Genomic DNA, 24383 nt, shown 5'->3' with positions numbered 1-24383 from the left:
ATCTTGTCAGTTAAATTTTCAAGGTTTAAATTGTATTTTATTCAATAGAGTAAGTTCAGATAAGCTTATATAACGACATGATAATTACGTTAATGTTTAGATTAATGCTTATATTCACCTTTCATTCAACGCCATATTCTCAAGATAGTCAGAGCATAAAAAAAGCTACACAAGAGTCTGTGTAGCTTTAGTAAAATAATTGCTATGTAGCTAATAGATAACGTTATTAGCTATTATTTTTTATCATCAAATAGTTTAACGATTAATTTACCTTTATTGGCACCGGTAGAGAATAAATTCAATCCATCAATCGCAGACTCTAAACCTTCAAGGATATGTGAGCGGTGTTTAATTTGACCTGCCATCACGTAAGGAGTCAGTTTTTCTAATAGCTCAGGCACTTTATGAAAGTGGTCTGGCATAGTAAAACCTTGGATAGTGATACGACGTTTAATCACATTTAACCAGCTTGGACCGGGTGCAGGTACATCGCTGTGATAATCTGAAATCAAACCACACACTACGACTCTACCGTGAGCATTCATACGATCTACGATCAAGCTTTGAATAGGACCGCCCGTATTTTCAAAGAAAACATCAATGCCGTCAGGTGCCGCAATGGCTAATTGTCCATCAAGATCATCACTTTTATAGTTGATTGCCGCGTCAAATCCAAGTTCATTAACGATCCAATCTGCTTTTTCTTGACTGCCAACAACTCCAATAACGCGTAAACCGTCAGCTTTTGCTAATTGGCCAACAATAGAGCCAACTGAACCCGCTGCACCAGTAACAATTAAGGTTTCACCTTTTTGCGGTTTGCCGACGTTAAATAGCCCTTGTGTGGCCGTTAAACCAGGTAAGGCGAATACAGACAGAATACTTTCATCATCTAATGGTGCAGTGACTTTATTGAGACCTTTACCATCACCTACATAATATTGTTGCCATCCCATCATGCCCATGACTCTGTCGCCAACAGCGAAATCAGGGTGATTACTGACAGTGACTTCACCAATACCAGAGCTACGCATTACATCACCTAATTCAACTGGTGGAATGTAACTATTGGTATCTGGCGTCATCCAACCAAACATGGCTGGATCTAAGGACATATAATTTTGTTTGACCAATATTTGGCCTGGTTCGATATTTGGAATTTCTTTTTCAACCACGTTAAACATTGAGTTGTCGACATCGCCACCAGTGTGGTGTTGAACTAGATTGATTGCAGTAAATGTTGTCATTATATGTTCCTCTTGTTTATCCCAACACTAATTAAATATATGTTGGTTGAAATCAGTAAAACTATTATGCCGATTTAGGAAGGTAAGATATATTGCCTAATTCGCTAATCTTTATTGTCATAAAGACAACAATAAAATCGTTATTAGGATTAATATGGATCAATTACGCGCGCTTAAATACTTTGTTCAGGTTGTTGAAACGGGCAGTTTTACTAAAGCGGCTACTTTTTTCTCTGTGCCACCTTCTTCATTATCTCGTCGCGTTGCCGACTTAGAGAAAAGTTTAGGGGCGACTTTATTAAAAAGAACCACACGTGTATTGACGTTAACTGAAATCGGCCAACGTTATTATCAACAAGTCAGTGAAATTATAAAAACCTTAGAAGTGACTGATGAATCGGTGCGCTCCTATCAAACGACACCAATGGGCATGTTGAAAATTAGCTCAACGGTTGGGTTTGGTGAACAAATTTTATTACCTTTATTGGATGAATTTTCTACTTTATATCCCAAAATAACGTTGAATGTGACCTTAAGTGATGAGTTAACAACACTGGGAAGAGATGAAGTTGATCTTGCTATTCGCGGTGGATATGCACCTGATGAACGAGTGGTGGCGATAAAATTAATGGATAATAACTTTATTCCCGTTGCCGCGACCAGTTACCTTGAAGAGTTTGGTTATCCAATAGATGCTATGCATTTAAAGGAACATCAAGGGTTATACTTCAACACTCCAATGGGCCCGACGCCTTGGTTATGTGAAATAAAAGGGCAGTGGCGTGATGTATCAGCTGAACCTTATTTAGTCTCTAATAATGGCGATTGGTTATTACAAAAAGCGATTGCTGGAAAGGGTATTTTAATGATGCCACGTTGGGCATTAAGTAGGTTCCTCGCGTCAGGTCAGTTAGTTGAATTAGATATTAAGCCAAGATTGACCATTACTCAAAACGCTAATTTGGGGTTGTTTTTATTATATCAAAAACAACGTTATCAGGTGCCTAAGTTGAAAGCGGCCGTGGATTTTTTAGTGGCCAGAATCAAAGCAATTAATGTATAAATAGCCTGTATGTAAAAATATGGCAAACGGATACACGTTAATATGGATTTTAATCAATTAATTACAGAGATAAAAATAACATTCTCTCATGTACCAGACACGCCTGAAAAATGGGGCAACTGGTTAGGCGAACAATTTATTGTTTTAGGGAATCATCTTGTATTGTTTTTAATATTAATTTTAACGTTGTTTGTTTTACAACGATTAGTCTTTTTATTATCTGCCAAAATATTAGATGGTAAAGTTATTTACCTGAGTGCTTGGATAGGAACGCCTATTCACGAGTTAAGTCATGCGTTATTTTGTTTTATTTTTGGGCATAAAATCCAAAAAATGGTGTTATTTAATCCGGATAAACGTGGCACCTTAGGTTACGTCACGCATTCTTATAATAACCGTAATTTATGGCAAGTGATGGGCAATTTTTTCATCGGTATTGCGCCTTTATTCGGTGGTTTATTAGGCCTTTATTTAGTGACTTGGCTTTTGTTAGATGATGCCGTTAATTTTTTCAATTTATTACGAGTATCCACTTTTCAAAACTTAGCAAATATACAATTATCTCAGTTAGTTTTACTCAATGAGCAGATTTTTCAGTTTATTGAAAGTGCCTATATTGTGTCGCCTATTAAGGTCATTATTTGGGCTTATTTGTGCGCGGCGATTAGTTTGCATTTATCACCTTCAAAAGAAGATTTAAAAGGTGCCTGGGTAGGATTTTTTATCTTTATTTTTTTAGCCCTAACACTCATGATGTTTAATCAATTATTACAGCTAACCTGGTTTTCTGAATTTAAAAGTATTATCAACATGACGTCAATGTTGTATTTTATTGGCATTATTCTGGCGAGTTTTTTACTTTTAGGTTTATTTTTTTACAAAGGCATTTCTTTAACCATTACGGGTAAATGGTAAGGGTAAAGGAGATACAAAATTCTAATGGCTATAAAAGATAAAAAGGCGTTGAATAGATCATCTCTAATCAACGCCTTTAATATGTTTGATGTTGTGTGTTTACATTATAAAGACTTAAGCAATAAAGCAGAAATGCCTAAAATATCTGAGTAAACAGTCATTATGCAAAACGCGTCTTTTGTATAAAGTAAAGACGCTGCCCTAATAATATTGCAGCAACCGTTAGCCCCACAGTAATACCAATCCAAAAACCTACCGCGCCTAAAGGTTCAGTTAATAAATCAGTCATTCCTAACACATAGCCTAGTGGCAACCCTACGATCCAATAAGAGATGAAAGTACGAGTGAAAATAGCATTCATTTCTTTATAACCACGTAAAGCGCCTGCTGCTACGACTTGGATTGCATCAATACACTGGTAGATCGCAGAGAAAAGAATTAAGGCAATGGCTAGGTCAATCACTTCTCGGTGATCAGAATACAATAACGCAATCTGCTCTTTAAAAATCACCGTGGAAAGGGCGGTGATAATGGATGCGCCTAAACCAATGGCAAATCCTGCGTAACTGGCTTGTTTTGCACCATTGTTACTTTTCTTACCTAGATTGAATCCTACTCTAATACTGACGGCATTAGCGATACTCATTGGCAACATAAATATCATCGAAGAAAAGTTAATTGCAATTTGATGTGAAGCGACAACCTTTGCGCCTAACGGAGCAACTAAAATGGCAATTGCAGCAAAGATAGTGACCTCAAAAAACATCGCCACAGCAACTGGTAATCCCAATTTACTGATCGATAAGATATGTTTCATGTCGGGTTTAGTGAAATTGATAAATAACGGATAATGCTTTAATTTTCTGGTGTAATAAACGTAGCCCGCTAATGCCATGCTCATGAACCAATACACAATGGCAGTGGCAACACCACAACCAGCACCCCCCATTGCTGGTGCACCTAATTCGCCGTATACAAACATCCAGTTCAATGGAATATTCAGCAATAAGCCTAAAAATCCAATCACCATTGCCGGTTTAGTCAGTGATAGACCTTCAATATAGTTTCGTAATGCTTGGAATAATAAGAACGCTGGAATGGCAAAGATCATCGCATAGAGATATTTTATGGTGATCAATGCCAATAGGTCTTCTATGTCCATTAATGTCATTAACATACCGGCATTAAATAAGATCACCCCGATCGGAATAGACAACAATAATGCTAAATACAAACCTTGTTGGCCGGTTTTAGGGATTTGTTCTAAATCATTGGCGCCATGGGCTTGTGCGGTTAACGGTACAACGGCCATTAAAACACCGACACCAAAAAGAATACAAGGTAACCAAATGCTCGATGCAATGGCGACTGCCGCCATATCAGTAGAGCTCACTCCACCTGCCATAACCGTATCAACAAAGCCCATTGCCGTTTGCGCAAACTGCGCAAGAAATAGAGGCACACTGAGTTTGATGATTTTTTTAGATTCAAAAAGAAAAGGCACTACTCACTCCGATAAGGGAAAATTATGGAGTGTATGCTGAGCGTTAACAGGGTGCAATTGAATTCGCAAAGATTATTAAATGATAGGTATCTTATTTCCTTGAAAAAATAAAGCAGGATTCATTTGAAGGAGTAAACTAAATGTTCTTTATTATTGATATTAAGCGAGTTTATTATGAGTTTGCAGCTACTTAAACACTTTTTTAATCCTCAATCTATCGCTGTTATCGGTGCGTCAGTGAATGTAAAACGCGCAGGTTATTTAGTGATGAATAATTTATTAGCTGCAGGATTTAATGGGCCGATAATGCCAGTGACGCCAAAATACACTTCAGTGCACGGTGTACTCGCTTATAAAAAGGTCAGTGATTTACCCATTGTGCCTAATTTAGCGGTGATTTGTACCAACGAATGCCGTATTCCAGAGATATTACTGGCTCTCGCGGAAAAAGGCTGTCCTGCGGCCATTATTGTTACCACAGAAAGTGACCCTGCAATCTCACAAAGTATTTATGAGATTGCAGCGGCTAATAAAATTCGTCTATTAGGGATGAGCAGCTTAGGTATTATTAATCCTCATAATTTAGTCAATGCAAGCTTGGCTCACTGTAACGCCTTACCTGGCAATATCGCTTTTATTTCACAGTCTGCAGCGGTTTGTACTACCGTATTAGATTGGGCAACGAGTAAAGGTATTGGGTTTTCTGCTTTTGTATCATTAGGTGATGCACAGGATATCTCTTTTGCAGAGCTATTAGATTATTTAGCGCGTGATTCCAAAACACAATCTATTCTGCTGTATATCGATAATATTGATAATGCGAGAGAGTTTTTGTCTGCGGCTCGTGCTATTTCACAACATAAAACGGTGTTGGTGATTAAATCCGGTAGTTCTGTATTAGGAGCAAAAGCGGCGGCTTTACATACTCGCGGAGCATACGGGCATGATAGTGTCTATGATGCTGCGTTCAAACGTGCTGGTATGTTGAGAGTCCATGATTTTCATAAACTATTTGCGGCAGTCGAAACTTTAGCTTATTCAAACTATTTACATGGGGAACGTCTCGCTATTATTAGTAATGGTGGAGGGCTAGGTATTTTAGCTGTTGATAACTTAGTAGAAGAGGGTGGCCGACTCGCAGAGTTAGATGCACTTTTAATGGATAAGCTTAACGCTTGTTTACCCAATAATTGGTCGCACAATAATCCGATAGATATGATCGGTGATGCGGATCCAAAACGTTATGCGACGGCGTTAACCCATTTGATGGACAGTGATAAAGTGGATGCTGTTTTGATAATGCATTCACCTTCTGCGTTATCAGACAGTGAAGAAACGGCGCAAGCGATTGTCGATGCTATTAGTAAACACCCTAAACGTAAACAAATTAATATCTTAACGAATTGGACAGGTGAAGCAGCGGCTAGACCCGCAAGGCAAATATTTGCTAATGCAAAGATCCCTACGTTTAGAACGCCTAATGGTGCAATAACGGCGTTCATGCATTTAGTTCAATATCGTCGTAATAAAAAGTTATTGATGGAAACCCCCACTAGTTTACCTGAACATCTTATTTACGATGCGCAAGCTGCGGCAGAATTTATCCAACAAAGTCTCATTGAACGAGGTGATTTTGAATTAGATAAGTCAGTTAAATTAAGCACTTATTGTACTAAACCATTATTAGATGCCTATCATCTAAACACTATTAATACAGATATTGCGTTGGATATTGGTGAGGCGATTGAAAAAGCTAAAATCATCGGCTATCCATTAGCCGTTAAAATTAACTCGCCAAACATCCAATTTAAATCTCAAGTACATGGCGTGATGTTGAATATCAATAATGCACGCGAACTTGATTCTGCATTAACGTCAATTACAAAGCGGGTTAAAGCCGCATTACCTGATGCTGAACTGACTGGTTTTACATTACAAAAAATGGTGGCATCGGGATTAGCGTTAGAGTTACGCGTGATGATTAAACAGGATGCTATTTTTGGACCTGTTATTGCCATTTCTCAAGACAGTGATGGTCGAGACTTACAAACAACATTAGAAAACGCCGTCGTCGCGTTACCTCCACTCAATATGGCATTAGCACGATACCTTGTGATTCAAGGCATTAAAGATAAGAAAATTAAAGTCAAACAACATGCCAAAGATTTTGATATGGAAGCAATATGTTTGATGTTGACTCAGCTTTCACAAATGTTATTGGATAACCCACAAATTAATGATTTAGATTTAAACCCTGTATTAGTGTCAGGCAAAAATGTCACCATCGTTGATAGCCAAGTCACGCTAGTACCGACCGAGTTAAATTTACCTTGTCGTTTTGCTATTAGCCCTTATCCAAAACAGCTAGAAGAAAGTATTACCTTAAAAAATGGTATTACGGTGTTATTACGCCCGATTATTGCAGAAGATGAAGCAAGGCATCATGTTTTTGATAATGGGTTAAGTAAAGAAGATCGTTATAAACGTTATTTCTCTCAACGCGGTTCAATGACACATGAAGAGATGGCGATGTTAACGCAAATAGATTACGAAAGAGAAATGGCTTTTATTGCGGTGCGAATTGATCAACAAAATGAAGAGCAGGAAATATTAGCGATTATTCGAGCATCGACCGACCCTGATAATATAGAAGCTGAATTTGGCATGATTGTAAGCGCTGAGTTACAAGGGTTTGGATTAGGCGCTATTATGTTGAAAAAGCTAATCGATTATCAACAAAGTAAAGGCACTGAATACCTTGCAGGTATGACGATGCTTAGTAATACGGGGATGGCGATGTTAGCGAAGAAAGTCGGTTTTAGTATTGAGCGAGATATTGAAGAGGGGATTATTAATATGCACATGGCTTTAAAAAAGCACCATTAGTCTGATATTTGAATCAAAAGAATGATAATACTCGTTATAACGACGAACATTATCATTGCGATATAAATGTTATAAATTACAACGAAAATGAGCTGCAAGTTGTAAAACTCATGATTTTGAAAAATTATTGTTAATATCATTATGTGTTGAGGTTTTATGCAAATAAGGCTTAGTAATTATTGAGCCTTCTTGTATATTAACAGTATTCATTTTCCTGATTTAAGAGTGCAAAAATAATGAGCAATTCAGACTCTCTCCTAGAAGAAGTTATTGAAAGAAGTCCGCAAGAAAAACACCTTAGCGATTACCGCCCATCAGATTATACAATTTCAACGATTGATCTTGAGTTTGACTTATTTGATCACCAAACAAAAGTGCAAGCAATTTCCCAAGTACAACGTGTTAGCCAAGAAGTAACGCCATTATTTTTATTTGGTGAAGCCTTAAATTTAATCTCTATTTTAGTTGATGATGTCGATTACACTGACTTTGAATTAGTAGAAGATGGATTGGTCATTAACCATTTACCCGCCGCATTTAAATTAGAAATTAATACTGAAATTGATCCTGCTAAAAACCATGCATTTGAAGGTTTATATAAGTCTGGTGAAGCATTCTGTACACAATGTGAAGCGGAAGGTTTTCGCCGTATCACTTACTATCTTGACCGCCCTGATGTATTGGCTAAATTCAGCACTAAAGTGATTGCAGATAAAACGCTTTATCCTTACTTATTGTCTAATGGTAACCAAGTTGATCAAGGTGACTTAGACGGCGGTCGACACTTTGTAAGTTGGGTTGATCCTTTCCCTAAACCTGCTTATTTATTTGCGTTAGTCGCAGGTGATTTTGATTTAGTAGAAGATAACTTTATTACTAAAAGTGGACGTGATGTTAAGTTAGCTATTTTTGTTGATAAAGGTAACTTAGATAAAACACAGCATGCGATGATCTCACTTAAAAAATCAATGCAGTGGGATGAAGAGCGTTTCAACTTAGAATATGATTTAGATATCTACATGATTGTTGCTGTTGATTTCTTCAATATGGGCGCAATGGAAAATAAAGGCTTAAATGTCTTTAACTCTAAATTTGTATTAGCGAATCAACAAAGTGCAACAGACCAAGATTACTTAGGGGTGGAAGCGGTTATTGGACATGAATACTTCCATAACTGGACGGGTAACCGTATTACCTGTCGAGATTGGTTCCAGTTAAGCTTGAAAGAAGGGTTAACGGTATTCCGTGATCAAGAATTTAGCTCAGATTTGGGTAGCCGCAGTGTTAACCGTATCGCCAACGTCATGACCATGCGCGATCACCAGTTTGCTGAAGATGCTGGCCCTATGTCACATCCTATTCGACCTGAAAGTGTGATGGAAATGAATAATTTCTATACCTTAACGGTATATGAAAAAGGATCTGAAGTTATTCGTATGTTGCACACTTTATTAGGTGAAGAGAAATTCCAAAAAGGAATGCAACTTTACGTTCAACGCCATGATGGCCAAGCAGTAACGTGTGATGATTTTGTGGCTGCGATGCAAGATGCAAGTGAAATTGATTTAACGTTATTTAAACGTTGGTATTCTCAATCGGGTACACCACAGGTTTATGTGACTGACCATTACGACAGTGTTAATAAAGCTTATCAAATTACCTTTAAACAAAAAACCTTACCAACGGCAGACCAAAAGAAAAAGTTACCGCTACATATTCCAATTGATATTGAGCTGTTAGACAGTAATGGTAATTCGCTTGAATTATTAGAAGGCAAGAAAAACCGTGTACTAAGTTTGACGCAAAAAGAACAAACATTCGTATTCAAAAACATCTCAAGCAAGCCTGTCCCTTGTTTATTCCGAGGCTTCTCAGCTCCTGTAAAATATCAATACGCTTACACAGATGAACAGTTGTTGGATATTATGAGTTTTGCTAGCGATGAGTTTTCTCGCTGGGATGCAGGCCAAACGTTATTTAACAAGTACTTGGTTAACAATGTAAAAGCATTACAAAATGGAGCTGCACTGACGCTACCTGACATTTTCATTGATGGTTTTAAATCAGTACTGGTTAGCGAAACACTAGATCCTTCTTTGGTCGCTGATATGTTTGCTTTCACCAGTGAAAATGGTGCGCGTGAACTATTTGAACAAGTGGATATTGATGCGATTCATAATGCGCGTGATTTTATGTTAAAAGAAATTGCGACCAAACTACATGAATTATTTGTTGATACTTATTTACGTCATAACCAACTTAAAGCTTATCAACCCAACGTTGAAGACATCGCTAAACGTAAACTAAAAAATAGTGCGTTATCATTTATTGCGCGTGTTGATAAAAAAGTTGCTGATGAATACGTGTTAGCACAGATTGCATCATGCAATAACATGACGGACTATCTTGGTGCCTTAAATGCAGCAAATAGTGGTTTATTACCTTGTCGTGCCGCTGTAATGCAAACCTTCGATGATAAGTGGTTTGAAAACGGTTTAGTCATGGATAAATGGTTTGTATTACAAGCGAGCATGCCTTCTGATAATGTGTTAAATAATATTGAAGCATTATTTAATCATCGTAGTTTTGATTTTAATAATCCTAATCGTTTACGTTCATTAGTCGGGGCCTTTGCTCAGACTAATACTTATCGTTTCCATCATATTGACGGTAGTGGTTATGCGTTCTTAACAGATCAATTAATTAAATTAAATAGCCAAAACCCACAAGTGGCTTCGCGTTTAATTACGCCGTTAATTCAATTTAAAAACTTAGATAAAGTACGTATTGAATTGATTAAAGCGCAGCTAAATCGTTTACTCGCATTACCTGATTTGGCAGTTGATTTATATGAAAAAGTCACTAAAGCGTTAGCGCAATAAATGAGTTTATAAGCACTACTTTTAATTTTCTCAATTTTCTCAATTTGATTAGTTGATTAGTTGATTGTTGCGTAGTCATTGTTAAGCCTTTCTAATGTTATTAGAAAGGCTTTTTTGATCAAAAATTTTACTGTTTTTTATTATAATCGGCTATTTAATACCAATCTGGATAAATAAAGGGTCTATTTAGGCGTTAGGGGAAATGAATGATAGCAACGCGTTGATTGCAGTAACTAGTTATTCTCATTGCAAAACCAACAACGAAGCTAGGATTCATTTTAACAAGCATAAATGACGAGATAATTACTTAGATTGGTATAGGTTCAGGATAAAGTGAGTTTCATTGACTATAAAGCAGAGAGGACTTAACACTAACAGGTAAAATATGAAGGGATAGAGAATCGATTAAAAGTGTATTTTTAAAAATGGATTGTAGGAATCAAGTTAGCAGGGATAGTAGTATGTTTGGTATAAAGCCTTTTACATTTTTAGTCTTAATAAATGATTTCTATTAAGCAATGTAAAAGGTTTATTGTGCAATTTTATTGCATGATGAATTATCTATAGGTTTAGAATTTGTATTCTAGACCCGTTAAAATTTCACCTTCAATTAGATAACCGTCTGAACAGCTATCACCACTACAGAACGATTCACTATGACCTTCACGTAATAACGTTGCGTACACTCTTAAGTCACTGCGGAATGCAAACTTATCATTAAACTGATAACGAATACCCGCGGCCATACTTGCAGAAAACGCAAGGTTAGATTCGTATGTATCACCGGCTGGATTAATGTAAGTCCCACCTAAACCTAGTGCGATACTAGTTGAAAAAGGTGTTGTGTCAGTGAATAAAATACGTCCACCTACATGCAAGTATTGAAGGTAGATATCTTGATCGCCATCGGTACGTAAACTATTAGAAAATAGTAATTCACCTTCAGAGTTCTCTTTGTAATTCCAGTTCAATGCAATCGCTTGTGCAAAGTGAACACCATCACCAGGATCATTTTCACCTGTACCATTATCAAAATCGATGTCTAAACGTGAACCTAAAAAGCCAGTAATAGTTAAATAATCATTAGTGTAAGGTTCTGCATTAATTAATCTTTCTGCTAATACAGGTACTGAAAAAGTACTTAATACTAAAGCTGATATAAGTTGTTGACGTATTTTCATGAAATATCCATATTATCAAATAATGTTATTCACAATAAGCTAGCTTTTTACTCATTGAATGAAATTGGTATAATTATCAATAGAATAAATTAAATCCCGTTGAAATTCGAATTATTTATCTATTTTCTATCTATTATTTATCTATTCTATAGATACTGTTCTAGAGTTATTAACGCTTTTTATAATATCTACGCTTTTTCCATTTTTGAATTGAGCTATAACGCCAAAATAACATTGCTGCCCAATAACCTAGAAAAGCACAAATACTACCAATAATTAAGCATCCGACAAATAAAGGCGGGGCAATGGTTTCAAACGCATTCACTATCCAATGATAGGAAAGTTTAAAATGGAAATCTAATAGTGGCTCTTGAAGAACAAAAGCACCTAAACGATATGCGCCATAGAATAACGGAGGCATCGTAATAGGGTTTGAAACCCACACTAATGCGACTGATATCGGCAGGTTAACAGAAAAAAACATTGCTAAAAATGCAGCCAATACCATTTGAAAAGGCATTGGCATCCATGCACAGAACAAACCAACCGCCACTGCACCAGCTGCGCCTCGTCTATTTAAATGCCATAGATTGGGATTCAGTAATTTAGATCCAAAACGTTTCAAATGCGGGTGAGCTTTCAACTTCTCTGGATTAGGGGTAAAACGTTTAATAAAATTTTTTGGCATATAATTAAGCTTTATCTACTCAAACGGAAAAAAATGCGCATAACAATATGGTTGTCTATTGTTACTTTTATTAGCACACTTTATTGGCCACAGTTATTGAATACTAGCGGCATGCTTAGTTGTGCGTTGGTTCTTTTTGTATTTTTGTGCTGGCCAAGGTGGCGGTATCTATCCGCTATTCCGTTAACTGCACTGTATTTCAGTTCCTTCGTATACATGACTTTCTTAGGAGGGTCTGTAGCACTCGTGAATCCGAATAGTATCGCTCAAAACAAATATTTATTAAATAATAATAATCATAAATCATCTGTTAATTTTATATCTGACGCGCTTGATGCCCAAGACAATAACATAACCGTGCGTATTAAATCATTAATCAATACAAAAAATAGTGGTTATTTTATTGCTCGTATTACCGCTTTCAATGGTCAAGCCTGTCATTATTGTCCATTAATTGAAATGCGTTGGTTTAGACCTGTCTTACAAGTGCAAGCAGGGCAAATACACCAATTTAAAGTGAGGTTAAAAGCATTACAGGGCAATGCAAATCCCAGTGGGTTTGATCGACAAAAATGGCGTTATTCACAACACATAGCTTATATCGCTAGCATTAAAACACACTTAAACACCATCGACCCTAGTTTATCATTGCGTGCTAAATTATATCAAAAAATATTACAAGTCACTGATTCTATGTCACAACAAGGATCACTTATTGCCCTTATTTTCGCTGATAAAAGTTTAATGAGTGTGAGCAATAAAAATAGTATTAAGGAACTGGGCATTGCCCATTTATTTGCGATATCTGGATTGCATATTGGTTTATTATTTATTTTCTCTTTTGTTATTTTCAATGGTTTATTAAAAAAAGTATTACCAGGTAGATTCTTAGGGTGGTTTTCTTGGCGTTTAGTCAATACGTTGAGTTTCTTTGTTTGTATTGGTTATGGCTATATTTCTGGATTTTCTTTACCTACTCAACGCGCCTTATTGATGTTGCTTTTAGGTATATTGATGTTATCTAGTAAACGAAAAGTGAGTTTATTAGACCTATTAGTGTTGTGTTTTTGGTTTATGTTGTTATTCGATCCTTTAGCCATTTTAAGTAGCAGTTTATGGCTCTCATTTGTTGCTATGAGTAGTATTTTAGTGTTCATGTGGTCAATGCATCGGACTGAACATTTAAATCGTCAGGATTTACCTTGGTGGAAAACGTTATTGCAAAATACCATCACTTTTATTAAAGGATTAGTACTTTTACAGCTTGTTTTAACCTTATTTATGTTACCCATTCAGCTAGTTAACTTTTCTGCTATTAGCCTTTTTTCTTTATTCATTAATTTGATTGCTATTCCTCTCTTCTCTTGGTTTATTATTCCGTTCACTTTGTTAGGAAGCTTGATATTATTGATTATTGAACCTATCGGTGTGTTGTTTTTAAGTATCAGCAATAATTTATTAGAGATCTTCTTAGATTACGCCAGTGGATTGACACTCGGTTATTTAGCGCTCTCTGACTTAACTGTTTCACTCATATTAAGTACTGGCCTTTGCATTTTATTATGTCTATTTTTATGGCTTTTAAAGCGATTTTTTGTTGTTAGTCAAACGCTTTTAAGTATTCTTATCATCACTTTTTTTAGCTTTATTGTTTTGCGAATAACCGAATTAAAATGGGATGAACAAAATACATGGCAGGTTGAAGTATTTGATGTTGGTCAGGGCTTAGCGGTGTTAGTTAAAAGTGAAGGGGAGGTTTTATTATATGATACTGGTCCAAGCTACTCGTCAGATTATGCAGTCGCCGATTCAACTATTTTACCTTACCTGAATGCGCGTGGCATCACTGAATTAGATTATTTATTTGTTAGTCATAGTGATAATGACCATGCCGGAGGTGTGTTTGCAATACAAGATAAGTTAACGATAAAAAATACTTATGCTGGTGAAGCTGCATTAATGCATCGTGAACAAATAGTAAAAGGACATTCTTTTCGAAAATTTAAGCAATGTCTAGCAGGGCAGTCTTTCAGATTAGGTAAACTAACATTAAAGGTACTCTCACCTTCAAAGGTCGGTAAAAACAATAATGATAATTCCTGTGTAATAAAAATTAGCGATGGGCATAAAAGTGTTTTACTCACGGGAGATATCAGTAAGGTAGTTGAGCAAAAATTAGTGAGTGAAAATACAACGAACCAAGAAGCAAATTTAAAAGCTGATATTTTAATCGCTCCTCACCATGGCAGTAAAACGTCTTCTAGTTTAGCTTTTATAAAACAGGTTCAACCTGATTGGGTTGTGTTTTCTGCGGGCTATAAAAATCGATGGCGGTTTCCAATTTTATCAGTGGTCGAGCGCTATCAATTACTCAATGTTGAACATTTAACAACCGCAAATACTGGATTTATTCGCTTTAATGTGGAAAATCAGCATATTGACGTAAAAACTTATAGAGAAGATCTCGCTTCTTATTGGTATCATCGACATCTTGCATTCTAAATCTATCATTTGGTGTATTCATGAAAAACGAAAAAGACAACGGCTGGGCAGTATTAAAGCGTTTGGTTAGCTATGTTAAAGAATTTAAAGTTGCCTTATTGGGTGGCATTATTGGCATGATTGGTTATGCCTTGGTTGATATGGCACTTATTTGGTCATTAAAACCATTAATTGATAATGGTTTCACGGGTAAAGATCCCTCTGTACTTGAAATGATGCCATATTTTGTAGTGATCGTTATTGCCATTCGTGGTGTTTCCGCATTCTTAAGTTCTTATTGTATGGCTTGGGTAGGTACAAACGTTGTAATGAAGTTACAGCGTCAGTTATTTGCGCAATTGATACTGTTACCCATTTCTTTCTTCGACAAAACCAATACAGGTGATTTGTTATCAAAAATAACCTATGACGCAAGTCAAGTATCAAATGCTGCTAGTAATGCATTGGTTAAAATATTTCGTGAAGGCGCAACTGTTATTGGTCTAGTTGCTTTAATGTTTTATCAAAGTTGGCAATTATCATTAGTGTTTTTTGTAGTTGGTCCTTTTGTTGCTATTGCAATTAGTATTGTGAGTAAGCGATTTAGAAAAATCAGTAAAAACTTACAAAATGCGATGGGCTTAGTGACAACCTCCTCTGAACAAATGCTTAAAGGGCACAAAGAAGTCTTAATGTTTGGTGGTCAAAAACTTGAAAATGAAAAGTTTAGACGTGTTAGTAACACGGTTCGTACACAAAATATGAAAATGGCCAGTGCGAATGCCATCAGTGTTCCTGTGATACAGACAATCGCTTCATTCGCATTAGCGTTTGTCCTTTATTTAGCGACTTACCCACAAATTATGGATACATTATCGTCGGGTACGTTTGTGGTAATAATAAGCTCTATGATGGCATTAATGAAACCCATTAAAAATGTTACTCAAATTAATAATGAGATTCAAAAAGGAATCTCAGCCAGCCATAGCTTGTTTGCTATGTTAGATATGACCAAAGCAAAAGATGAAGGGAAATATGAAGTCGAGCGTGCGAAAGGCGATATCACCATTGATAACATCATATTTACTTACCCAACCGCTGAAAAACCTGCTTTAAATAAAGTCAGTTTTGAAGTTAAAGAAGGCCAATCAGTGGCTTTAGTGGGACGCTCTGGCAGTGGTAAATCGACTATTGCTAATTTGCTCACGCGTTTTTACGATATTGACTCAGGTGAAATTAGATTAGATGGCAAAAACATTGAAGATTACAGTTTAAGTTCATTACGTAATCAAGTTGCTATCGTGTCGCAAAATGTACATCTATTTAACGATACGATCGCGAATAATATTGCCTACGCTAGCGAAGGGAAATTTACGGAACAAGATATTATCGATGCGGCGACCACAGCACACGCGATGGAATTTATTGAAGGTTTCCCAGAAGGTTTAAACACCATTATTGGCGAAAATGGTGCGATGTTATCGGGTGGACAACGCCAACGTTTAGCGATTGCACGTGCATTATTACGTGATGCGCCTATCTTAATCTTAGATGAAGCAACATCTGCACTTGATACTGAATCTGAACGTCATATTCAAGCGGCATTAGATGAGTTGCAAAAAAATAGAACGTCAATTGTGATTGCGCATCGCTTATCAACGATTGAACATGCTGATCAAATATTAGTGATCGATCATGGGCAAGTGGTTGAACGTGGTACACATGCTGAATTAATCACACAAGGAAAGATTTATCATAGCTTAAGTCAGATGCAAGCATCAGGGGAGTTGTAATGCCATTTTGGTATCAATCAACTCGTTGGTGGGCATGGTTTTTATTGCCATTCGCTTTGATAATGCAGTGCATTAGTACTGTCCGTTGTTATGCCTATCAAAAAGGGTGGCTCAAAAGTTATCGAAGCCCGTTACCTGTGATCATTGTTGGCAATATTTCAGTAGGCGGTAATGGTAAAACGCCGTTTGTGATCAGTTTATGTGAACTACTGATTAAACAAGGTTATAAACCTGGTGTGATTAGCCGTGGTTATGGTGGCAAGTCAGAGACGTATCCATTGTTAGTGGGTCAAGGTACCATTGGCAAGGAAGCGGGTGATGAACCTGTTTTAATTCATAAGCGTTTACATATTCCTGTCGTAGTTGATCCCATTCGCTCTAATGCCGCTGCTTATTTAGCTGAACATTGTGATGTTGATGTGATTATTACCGATGATGGACTTCAGCATTATGCTTTGCAACGCGACATTGAAATTGTGGTTGTTGATGGTAAGCGCCGTTATGGTAATCAACACATCATGCCAATGGGACCTCTCAGAGAGCCAGTTAGTCGCTTAAAAGCAGTCGATTATATTATTAACAATGGTGAAGTTCATGCTGATGAATTTACCATGTTGTTACAGCCATCTGAATGTAAAAGAGTTGATGGAATTGCTGGCACATTAGCAGCTCAATCAGACCAACCGATTAATGCCTGTGCTGCAATAGGTTATCCTCCACGTTTTTTTGATACACTTACAAAACAAAATTTCATACTACAAAAAAAGGTCGCGTTTGCGGATCACCATGCTTATGTAGAGGAAGATTTTAAGCAATTTGAATCAACGATACCGTTATTAATGACAGAAAAAGATGCAGTAAAGTGTACTGGATTTGCACAAGCTAATTGGTGGTATTTACCGATTGATGGTCAACTACCAGATACATTTACTCAACCATTTTTACAAAAATTAAAACAGATTAAGGAATTAAAATGTTAGATATTAAATTATTGGATATCATTGCCTGCCCAATATGCAAAGGGAAACTCGCTTATAACAAAGCCGATAATGAATTGATCTGTAAGTTTGACCACCTAGCTTACCCTGTAAGAGATGGTATTCCAGCCTTATTGCAAGTTGAAGCACGTAAGTTGAGCGCGGACGAGAGATAATTATGTCATTTATTGTTGTTATTCCAGCACGATATCAGTCAACGCGATTACCAGCGAAACCATTGGCTGATATTTTGGGTAAAACCATGATTGAACGTGTTGCAGAACAAGCACTACAAAGCGGTGCTAAACAAGTGATTGTCGCTACTGATGATCAACGTATTGTTGACGTTTTAAAGGAAGTAGACAATATCGATGTTTGCTTAACCTCTAAAGATCATGAATCAGGCACAGACAGATTGGCAGAAGTTTGTACTATTTACCAATTTGCAGATGATGAAATCATCGTTAATGTGCAGGGCGATGAACCTTTAATTCCCCCAAGCGTGATAAAGCAAGTCGCCACTAATTTATTTGCCAATGAACAAGCAAGTGTAGCGACGTTAAGTGCGCCCATCACAGACCAAGAAGATGCATTTAACATTAATGCGGTTAAAGTTGTTACGGATAAAAATAAACTCGCTTTATATTTTAGTCGTGCTACCACCCCTTGGGATCGCGATAATTTCACTGTAAAAAATCAACAAGCAAAAAATGTTGATTTGCAACATTTACAACGACATATTGGTATTTATGCATACCGTGTTAGCTTTTTAAAACAATACGCACAATTATCTGTATCACCTTTAGAAATGATAGAGAAATTAGAGCAATTACGTGTATTGTGGCATGGTTATAAAATACATGTTGATATTGCCTGTGAATTACCACCGGCAGGTGTAGATACCGCTGATGACTTACAACGAGTCATTAATGTATTGTCCGATAGAATGTTTAACAGTAAGGAATCATAAAGCATATGCGCATTTTTCTTATCTGTTGTTTTAGTTTGTTGCTCGTTGCCTGTGGCGATGACCGTGCAGATCGACTGCAAGCAAATATTAAAACAGCCGATTATTTAATTGAGAACTTAGGTAATAACTTAGATACCGATCGTATTCGTAATGCGATTATCTTGCAGCAATACGCAACGTTATTAGCTAAAGAAAAACCTGACCTTAGTCCATTATTAAAAGAATTGTCTAAAGATGCGACTCGAAATGGGCCTATGTTTCGTTCATTAACTGATCGTTTATCGACGTTAAAATCAAGACCTGATGTACTAGGTGATATTGAAGCACAACTATACGAAAGTGAAACCTTAGTTGAAGCATCTGACCCAAACCTATATAGCGATGCATTGTCAGATCCTATTAATGTTATTGCTGATATGTCCGGTGGCAAATTAGCTCGTGTTAATGCGATTAGCCAAGCACAAAGCTTACAAGCAAATGGGGCTGAAAGTAATGGTGCCGGTAGTCAGTTAGTCGGTAACCCTGGTTACGGTCAATGGCAATCAAATAGTAGTGGTGGTTCGTTTTGGCAATGGTATGCCGCTTATACGTTGTTCTCTGCTATTTCACCTCGTCAAATAGGTTACGATCGTTGGTCTTCTCGTCGAGATTATAGCTACTATAATGATGTGGGTCGTAATCGTTATACCTCACCGCAGCAAAAAAAATCACAAGATGATTTAGCGCAACGCACCAAGAAAAAATTTGGTAATAAAGGCGGTTTTAATAGTCCTTATGCCAAATCTAAAACCGGTGCCAGCAGCATGTCTACTGCCAGTAAACAAGCACAACGTGCACCAAGTTTTTCAGGGAAATCAAGTTACTCTAAGCAAAAATCATCATCGAGTAGTTTCAGAAATAGCACATCGACCACTTCACGTGGCGTTAGACGCGGTAAATAGGATAGTAATATGAATGAATTAATCACAACGTTAGATCTCAGTGGATCGCTGATAGGTTATTTAGCAATTGATATGGCCGTTGCCATCTTATTATTAGGTTGTATCCGTTATGCCATGGGCATGCTAGGCAAGGTTGATACCGCAGATGAATTAGCCAAAAAAGATAACTTTGCTTACGGTATCAGCATGGCTGGTGGTGTCGCGGCTATGGGTATCGCGTTAAGTGGAGCGATTACCGGTGAACTAGCGGGTTCATACCAAATAGAGTTTATTGGTATGCTCAGCTACGGTCTAGCGGGTTTAATTTTAATCAAAGCAGGACGTTATATTCATGATAAATTTGCGTTACCTGATTTTAATAAACAAGAGTTAATTTTAGACCGTAACATTGCCGTTGCATTGGTGGATGCCGCTTCTGTGATTGCGACAGCGATTGTTGTACGTGCTGCCATTATGTGGGTTGACGGATTAACAATAGATACCTTTACTGCGTTGATTGCTGCATGGATTGTTTCACAGGTTATGCTTGTCATCATTACTCGTCTTTTTGAATGGAAATATGCAAAAAATAATGGCATTTCTTTCCAAACTGCATTGGTTAATGACCATATTGCATTATCGTTACGTTACAGCGGTTACTTAATCTCTACTGCAATGTCAGTAACAGCAGCAAGTTACTTTATCATTTTTGATGCCAATGCATTATGGCTTGGTATTGCTCAATGGGTTGTTATTAGCATCATATTAATGGCGTTGTTAACGGTACTCACTGCGATTGCTAAGTTTCTTGTTTTATGGGGCATTAATCGTCGTGAAGAAGTGGAAGATCAACAGAACGTTGGTATCGCGACAATAGAGTTAGCAGTATCATTCTCAATTGCATTGTTATTGATGGGCTTAATGTCTTAATTTACAACACGCATTTTATCTGAACCTATTAAGCCATCTATTAGATGGCTTTTTTTATAAGCGAATAACAAGCTATGCAATCAAACTCACTTAATAGTAAAAAAATCAAACTAGTGATTGATGATGCGTTACTCATTTTAATCATGGCGACATTAGCTTGCTGTGGTTTAATTTATGAGTATCTTCTCTCTCATTATTCAGCACGTATTTTAGGCAGTGTCGAAACGGTTATTTATGCCATTATTGGCATTATGATTGTGTCGATGGGGTTAGGGGCGTTTGCCGCTAAAAAAATTAAAGATGCTTTTCAAGGTTTTGTGATTCTAGAGTTAACGGTTGCATTAATCGGTTGTAGTGCAACCTTATTTATTGCATCAGTGATTGGCTTTAGCCAGACATTACCGCAAATCATTGCTGATACTTACCAAATTCCTAATGACGTTTTATTAAAAGGTGATTTTTTAGCTAGTTTGAGTTGGTTTAGTATCAATTTACCTTACTTATTTGCCTTTATATTAGGCTTTTTAATTGGTATGGAAATTCCATTAATTGCACGTATTCGTGAAACCATATATGGCCATCATCTAGCACATAATGCAGGGACTATTTATGGTGCCGACTATATAGGGGCTGGTGTTGGTGCGGCTATATGGGTGTTGTTTATGCTCAATATTGAGATTAGCCAAGCAGCTGCATTAACCGCTTCACTTAACTTGATTGCAGGGTTTATCTTTCTCGTTCGTTTTAAACGCTATTTACGTCATAAAGTGAAGTTGATCATCGGTCACTTAATACTAGCGGTCTTCATTGTATTAATTTTTGTATCAGGTGGGCATTGGCAAAAACAGATGCAGAACATGTTGTATCTAGATAAAGTGGTTTATCAAACCCAAACACCTTATCAAAACCTAGTTTTTACAGAGCGATTGTTAGGTGGCGGTTATGAGCCTATCTATAACTTTTATATCAATGGGCGTTTACAGTTTTCTAGTTTAGATGAACATATTTATCATGAGTTTTTAGTGCATCCCGCAATGCAAGCTTCTGCTCGTCACGATAATATTTTAATTATTGGTGGTGGTGATGGTTTAGCATTGAGAGAAGTACAAAAATGGAATCCATCACATGTTACCTTGGTTGATTTAGACCCTAATTTGACGGCACTATTTAAAAGTCCAAAGCAATTTTTACCACCTCACCTTAGTGATAAAATTGAACGTTTAACGCAGAATAGTTTTAACCAACCCGGCGTGAAGGTTATTAATGATGATGCTTTTATTGCTATTGACCGATTGTTAGCAAAAAAACAAAGCTTTGATACCATTATCGTGGATTTACCTGATCCTAGTCACCCAGATTTGAATAAAGTGTACAGTGTTAATTTTTATTATCGCTTGAAGCATTTATTAAGTGGAGACGGTGTGATTGTCGTGCAGTCCACTTCACCATTTCATGCACAATCAGCGTTTATTTCGATTGGCAAAACATTGCACGAAGCTGGATTTAATGCTGAGCAGTATCACCAAAATGTGCCTTCTTTTGGTGAATGGGGTTGGACTATCGCCAGTAAAAGTGGTCAAAAACCATCACAACGTTTATCGCAATTTAAGCAGGTTGATGTACCGACTAAATGGTTAACATTACCTTTATTAACTGGCGCATTTGAATTTAATAAAAATTTCTATGCAGATAAAGATAAAATCAAGGTTAACTTTTTGGGGACTAATGCTCTGTATCAATATCATCAAAAAGCATGGGAAGTGGAAACTGAATTTTCTAACTAATATGATATATTCTTAAATAATTTAAAACCCTTATAAAAATCTATGTAAGGGTTTTAAATTAACCTCCTCAATTTTTTTGCTATTTTCATTTACTGCATTAATTTCAATTTGTTAAGTGTATTAATTGAACATTACCTCTTTATCATTAGTGCCTTATCCAGAGTCATATGCTTTTTGATTGTTTAGCCGCGTCATTAATACGTCTTATTTTTGTAACCTGACTGTCATCGATTGTTCTTATTCTATTTTAAACAGAATAAAAGGATGATAATAAAATGATCTCAAGTCAGCAGATATTTAAAAAATATTTTCCTCAACTAGTCGAAAATTCATTGCAACATAAAGTGTTAAATTCGTTGTGTAAAAACCTCTTACATGAAACAGAGTTTGTACAATTTGCTGAGCGTTATCCTAATTTGAAAGGGTTTGATTTAATCGAGAAAACCCTCGATTATTTTAATTTTAGTTTCGCCACCGTAGACAAACAAATTGAACGAATCCCTGTCACAGGGCGAGTTGTCATTGTGGCAAATCATCCCATTGGTACTTTAGATGGGTTGGCCTTATTACATTTAGTTAAAAAATTAAGAAGTGATGTAAAGGTTGTGGCTAACGAATTATTGATGGAAATAAAGCCACTACATAATGTGTTATTACCCGTTAATAACATGTCTGGTAATACCGCTAGGCAAGATTTACTTAGTATTCATGAGTTTTTATCAGCAGACGGTGCCATTATTATTTTTCCTGCTGGTGAAGTATCGCGCTTTACTGCAAAAGGCATTAAAGATTGCACCTGGCAAAAAGGTTTTTTGAAAATAGCATCGAGAGCCAAAGCGCCAATATTGCCGATTCATATTAAAGCCAGAAACTCTTGGACCTTTTATGCTTCTTCATTTTTTTACAAACCGTTAGCTGGTTTGTTATTAGTGAAAGAGATGTTTAAACATAATCAACAAAGTATTCAAGTCAGTATTGGAAAATTAATTCCTTTCAGTAGTTATGGCCAAAATAAGCTGTCGACTAAGGTCAAAGTTAACCTGTTACAAAAAGAAGTGTATCGCGTTGCTAAAGGGCAGCAGAGTTACTTTAAAACTGAAACTGTCATTGCTCATCCCGTCGCCAGAGTTGAATTAAAACAAGCTATCGAGCAGTGTCAGTTATTGGGTAATACGTCCGATGGTAAGTGTATCTATTTATTAGAAAAACCTGAACACGGGGTTATTCTAAAAGAGTTAGGCCGTTGCAGAGAAGTCACTTTTAGAGCGGTAGGTGAGGGCACAGGTGAAAAACGTGATTTAGATAAATTCGATTTTGATTACATGCACATTATTCTATGGGATAAAGAACAATTAGAATTAGTTGGTGCATATCGTTTTACAACAACTTCGCATTTAATATCAGCACAAGGCGTTAATGCGCTCTACAGTGCTCAACTCTTTAATTACCAACCTGAGATGCAACCTTACTTTGAGCAAGGTATTGAGTTGGGACGAAGCTTTGTACAACCCCGTTACTGGGGAAAACGTAGTTTAGATTATTTATGGCAGGGTATTGGAGCTTATTTAGCGATGAACCCCGACATTCGTTATTTATTTGGTCCTGTTTCATTAAGTGCTTCTTTACCGAAAAAAGCACATGCATTTTTAGTGTATTTTTATCAATTGTATTTTCCTGCTCAGGGGCATTTAGCGACGGCGAAAAATGCTTATTCATTATCAGAAGAGTTAGATCATGAATTGCTTACTTATTTTGGCGGTGATAATTACGCAAAAGACTTTATGAAATTGAAAACCATGATGAATAATATGGGAGTCAGTGTACCGACACTTTATAAACAATATACAGAGTTATGTTATGAAGGTGGTGTGCAGTTTGTAGATTTTAATATTGATCCGGATTTTAATTATTGTATTGATGGTTTAGTCGTGGTCGATTTAAGTTACTTAAAAGAAAAAAAACAACGTCGATATATTGATATTCATTGTCAAAGTGAAGCGGACAGAGAAGCCGTTGCATAAGTAATGTTTTTGCTTGTCGCTACACTCACAACAGAGACTTATGAAACATAAACACGTATTTATATTTAAAAACGTGTTTTTTTTGCTGTTAGCCTGAATGGACGATATAATGCGCGCCCTATATTTTACGTCTTAAAAAGG

At 36.6% G+C, this 24383-nt stretch carries 17 protein-coding genes; 13 read left to right on the top strand and 4 right to left on the bottom strand.

Features of this window, described 5'->3' with window-relative positions:
- Positions 1-233: 233 nt before the first annotated feature.
- A complete protein-coding gene (locus Q0794_RS08915) occupies positions 234-1247 on the bottom strand; it encodes an NADP-dependent oxidoreductase (RefSeq protein WP_298941366.1) in 1014 nt (337 codons plus the stop codon).
- Positions 1248-1401: 154 nt separating this feature from the next.
- Here Q0794_RS08915 and Q0794_RS08910 point away from each other — a divergent pair, with 154 nt between their 5' ends.
- Both Q0794_RS08910 and Q0794_RS08905 read left to right on the top strand, forming a co-directional pair.
- On the top strand, positions 1402-2310 hold the full coding sequence (locus tag Q0794_RS08910; RefSeq protein ID WP_298941365.1) for a LysR family transcriptional regulator: 909 nt from the start codon (positions 1402-1404) through the stop codon (positions 2308-2310).
- A gap of 42 nt (positions 2311-2352) precedes the next feature.
- Positions 2353-3225, top strand: coding sequence for a hypothetical protein (locus tag Q0794_RS08905; RefSeq protein ID WP_298941364.1), 873 nt, complete (start codon positions 2353-2355; stop codon positions 3223-3225).
- A 160-nt stretch (positions 3226-3385) separates the two neighbouring features.
- Here Q0794_RS08905 and Q0794_RS08900 read toward each other — a convergent pair whose 3' ends face one another.
- Entirely contained in the window at positions 3386-4729 is a 1344-nt protein-coding gene (locus Q0794_RS08900) for an MATE family efflux transporter (RefSeq protein WP_298941363.1), read from the bottom strand.
- Between the two features lie 174 nt (positions 4730-4903).
- Between Q0794_RS08900 and Q0794_RS08895 the strand changes: the two genes are divergently transcribed.
- Together Q0794_RS08895 and pepN are read left to right on the top strand one after the other, a co-directional pair.
- On the top strand, positions 4904-7615 hold the full coding sequence (locus Q0794_RS08895) for a bifunctional acetate--CoA ligase family protein/GNAT family N-acetyltransferase (RefSeq protein ID WP_298941362.1): 2712 nt from the start codon (positions 4904-4906) through the stop codon (positions 7613-7615).
- 236 nt (positions 7616-7851) lie between these two features.
- The gene (pepN, locus tag Q0794_RS08890) at positions 7852-10497 is read left to right on the top strand and encodes an aminopeptidase N (RefSeq protein WP_298941361.1); all 2646 of its coding nucleotides are present in this window, start codon (positions 7852-7854) and stop codon (positions 10495-10497) included.
- A 569-nt stretch (positions 10498-11066) separates the two neighbouring features.
- Here the strand turns inward: pepN and Q0794_RS08885 are convergent.
- Entirely contained in the window at positions 11067-11678 is a 612-nt protein-coding gene (locus Q0794_RS08885) for a hypothetical protein (protein WP_298941360.1), read from the bottom strand.
- Between the two features lie 169 nt (positions 11679-11847).
- Positions 11848-12366, bottom strand: coding sequence for a DUF2062 domain-containing protein (locus Q0794_RS08880; protein ID WP_298941359.1), 519 nt, complete (start codon positions 12364-12366; stop codon positions 11848-11850).
- Positions 12367-12399: 33 nt separating this feature from the next.
- On the opposite strand from Q0794_RS08880, the gene Q0794_RS08875 reads away from it, so the two are divergent.
- The 9 genes from Q0794_RS08875 to Q0794_RS08835 all read left to right on the top strand — a co-directional run bounded on the left by Q0794_RS08875 (position 12400) and on the right by Q0794_RS08835 (position 24242).
- Complete coding sequence (locus tag Q0794_RS08875) at positions 12400-14868, top strand: DNA internalization-related competence protein ComEC/Rec2 (RefSeq protein WP_298941358.1); 2469 nt, start codon at positions 12400-12402, stop codon at positions 14866-14868.
- A gap of 20 nt (positions 14869-14888) precedes the next feature.
- Positions 14889-16640, top strand: a complete 1752-nt coding sequence (gene msbA, locus Q0794_RS08870; RefSeq protein ID WP_298941357.1) for a lipid A ABC transporter ATP-binding protein/permease MsbA — start codon at positions 14889-14891, stop codon at positions 16638-16640.
- A complete protein-coding gene (gene lpxK, locus Q0794_RS08865) occupies positions 16640-17620 on the top strand; it encodes a tetraacyldisaccharide 4'-kinase (protein ID WP_298941356.1) in 981 nt (326 codons plus the stop codon). Before msbA ends, lpxK begins: the two co-directional genes overlap by 1 nt.
- Positions 17614-17793, top strand: a complete 180-nt coding sequence (locus tag Q0794_RS08860) for a Trm112 family protein (RefSeq protein WP_160062031.1) — start codon at positions 17614-17616, stop codon at positions 17791-17793. Before lpxK ends, Q0794_RS08860 begins: the two co-directional genes overlap by 7 nt.
- A gap of 2 nt (positions 17794-17795) precedes the next feature.
- Entirely contained in the window at positions 17796-18587 is a 792-nt protein-coding gene (gene kdsB, locus Q0794_RS08855; RefSeq protein ID WP_298941355.1) for a 3-deoxy-manno-octulosonate cytidylyltransferase, read from the top strand.
- Positions 18588-18592: 5 nt separating this feature from the next.
- Complete coding sequence (locus Q0794_RS08850; protein WP_298941354.1) at positions 18593-19528, top strand: hypothetical protein; 936 nt, start codon at positions 18593-18595, stop codon at positions 19526-19528.
- Positions 19529-19537: 9 nt separating this feature from the next.
- Positions 19538-20437: a DUF350 domain-containing protein gene (locus Q0794_RS08845; RefSeq protein WP_298941353.1), complete on the top strand. Its 900-nt coding sequence runs from the start codon at positions 19538-19540 to the stop codon at positions 20435-20437.
- 74 nt (positions 20438-20511) lie between these two features.
- Complete coding sequence (locus Q0794_RS08840; RefSeq protein ID WP_298941352.1) at positions 20512-22221, top strand: polyamine aminopropyltransferase; 1710 nt, start codon at positions 20512-20514, stop codon at positions 22219-22221.
- Positions 22222-22496: 275 nt separating this feature from the next.
- The gene (locus tag Q0794_RS08835) at positions 22497-24242 is read left to right on the top strand and encodes a GNAT family N-acyltransferase (RefSeq protein WP_298941351.1); all 1746 of its coding nucleotides are present in this window, start codon (positions 22497-22499) and stop codon (positions 24240-24242) included.
- The last annotated feature ends 141 nt before the right edge of the window (positions 24243-24383 follow it).

Source organism: uncultured Psychromonas sp., from assembly GCF_947489755.1.
Classification (GTDB): domain Bacteria; phylum Pseudomonadota; class Gammaproteobacteria; order Enterobacterales; family Psychromonadaceae; genus Psychromonas.
Note: the sequence above shows the minus strand (reverse complement) of the source record. Positions and strands in the feature narration are given on the sequence as shown.

Bases quoted from the DNA above. Each gene is read 5' to 3' on its own strand.
- msbA (WP_298941357.1), top strand. From the start codon at position 14,889: ATGAAAAACGAAAAAGACAACGGCTGGGCAGTATTAAAGCGTTTGGTT.
- Q0794_RS08845 (WP_298941353.1), top strand. From the start codon at position 19,538: ATGAATGAATTAATCACAACGTTAGATCTCAGTGGATCGCTGATAGGT.
- Q0794_RS08915 (WP_298941366.1), bottom strand. From the start codon at position 1,247: ATGACAACATTTACTGCAATCAATCTAGTTCAACACCACACTGGTGGC.
- Q0794_RS08905 (WP_298941364.1), top strand. From the start codon at position 2,353: ATGGATTTTAATCAATTAATTACAGAGATAAAAATAACATTCTCTCAT.
- Q0794_RS08835 (WP_298941351.1), top strand. From the start codon at position 22,497: ATGATCTCAAGTCAGCAGATATTTAAAAAATATTTTCCTCAACTAGTC.
- Q0794_RS08860 (WP_160062031.1), top strand. From the start codon at position 17,614: ATGTTAGATATTAAATTATTGGATATCATTGCCTGCCCAATATGCAAA.
- Q0794_RS08895 (WP_298941362.1), top strand. From the start codon at position 4,904: ATGAGTTTGCAGCTACTTAAACACTTTTTTAATCCTCAATCTATCGCT.
- Q0794_RS08850 (WP_298941354.1), top strand. From the start codon at position 18,593: ATGCGCATTTTTCTTATCTGTTGTTTTAGTTTGTTGCTCGTTGCCTGT.
- Q0794_RS08840 (WP_298941352.1), top strand. From the start codon at position 20,512: ATGCAATCAAACTCACTTAATAGTAAAAAAATCAAACTAGTGATTGAT.
- Q0794_RS08880 (WP_298941359.1), bottom strand. From the start codon at position 12,366: ATGCCAAAAAATTTTATTAAACGTTTTACCCCTAATCCAGAGAAGTTG.
- Q0794_RS08885 (WP_298941360.1), bottom strand. From the start codon at position 11,678: ATGAAAATACGTCAACAACTTATATCAGCTTTAGTATTAAGTACTTTT.
- pepN (WP_298941361.1), top strand. From the start codon at position 7,852: ATGAGCAATTCAGACTCTCTCCTAGAAGAAGTTATTGAAAGAAGTCCG.
- Q0794_RS08875 (WP_298941358.1), top strand. From the start codon at position 12,400: ATGCGCATAACAATATGGTTGTCTATTGTTACTTTTATTAGCACACTT.
- Q0794_RS08910 (WP_298941365.1), top strand. From the start codon at position 1,402: ATGGATCAATTACGCGCGCTTAAATACTTTGTTCAGGTTGTTGAAACG.
- lpxK (WP_298941356.1), top strand. From the start codon at position 16,640: ATGCCATTTTGGTATCAATCAACTCGTTGGTGGGCATGGTTTTTATTG.
- kdsB (WP_298941355.1), top strand. From the start codon at position 17,796: ATGTCATTTATTGTTGTTATTCCAGCACGATATCAGTCAACGCGATTA.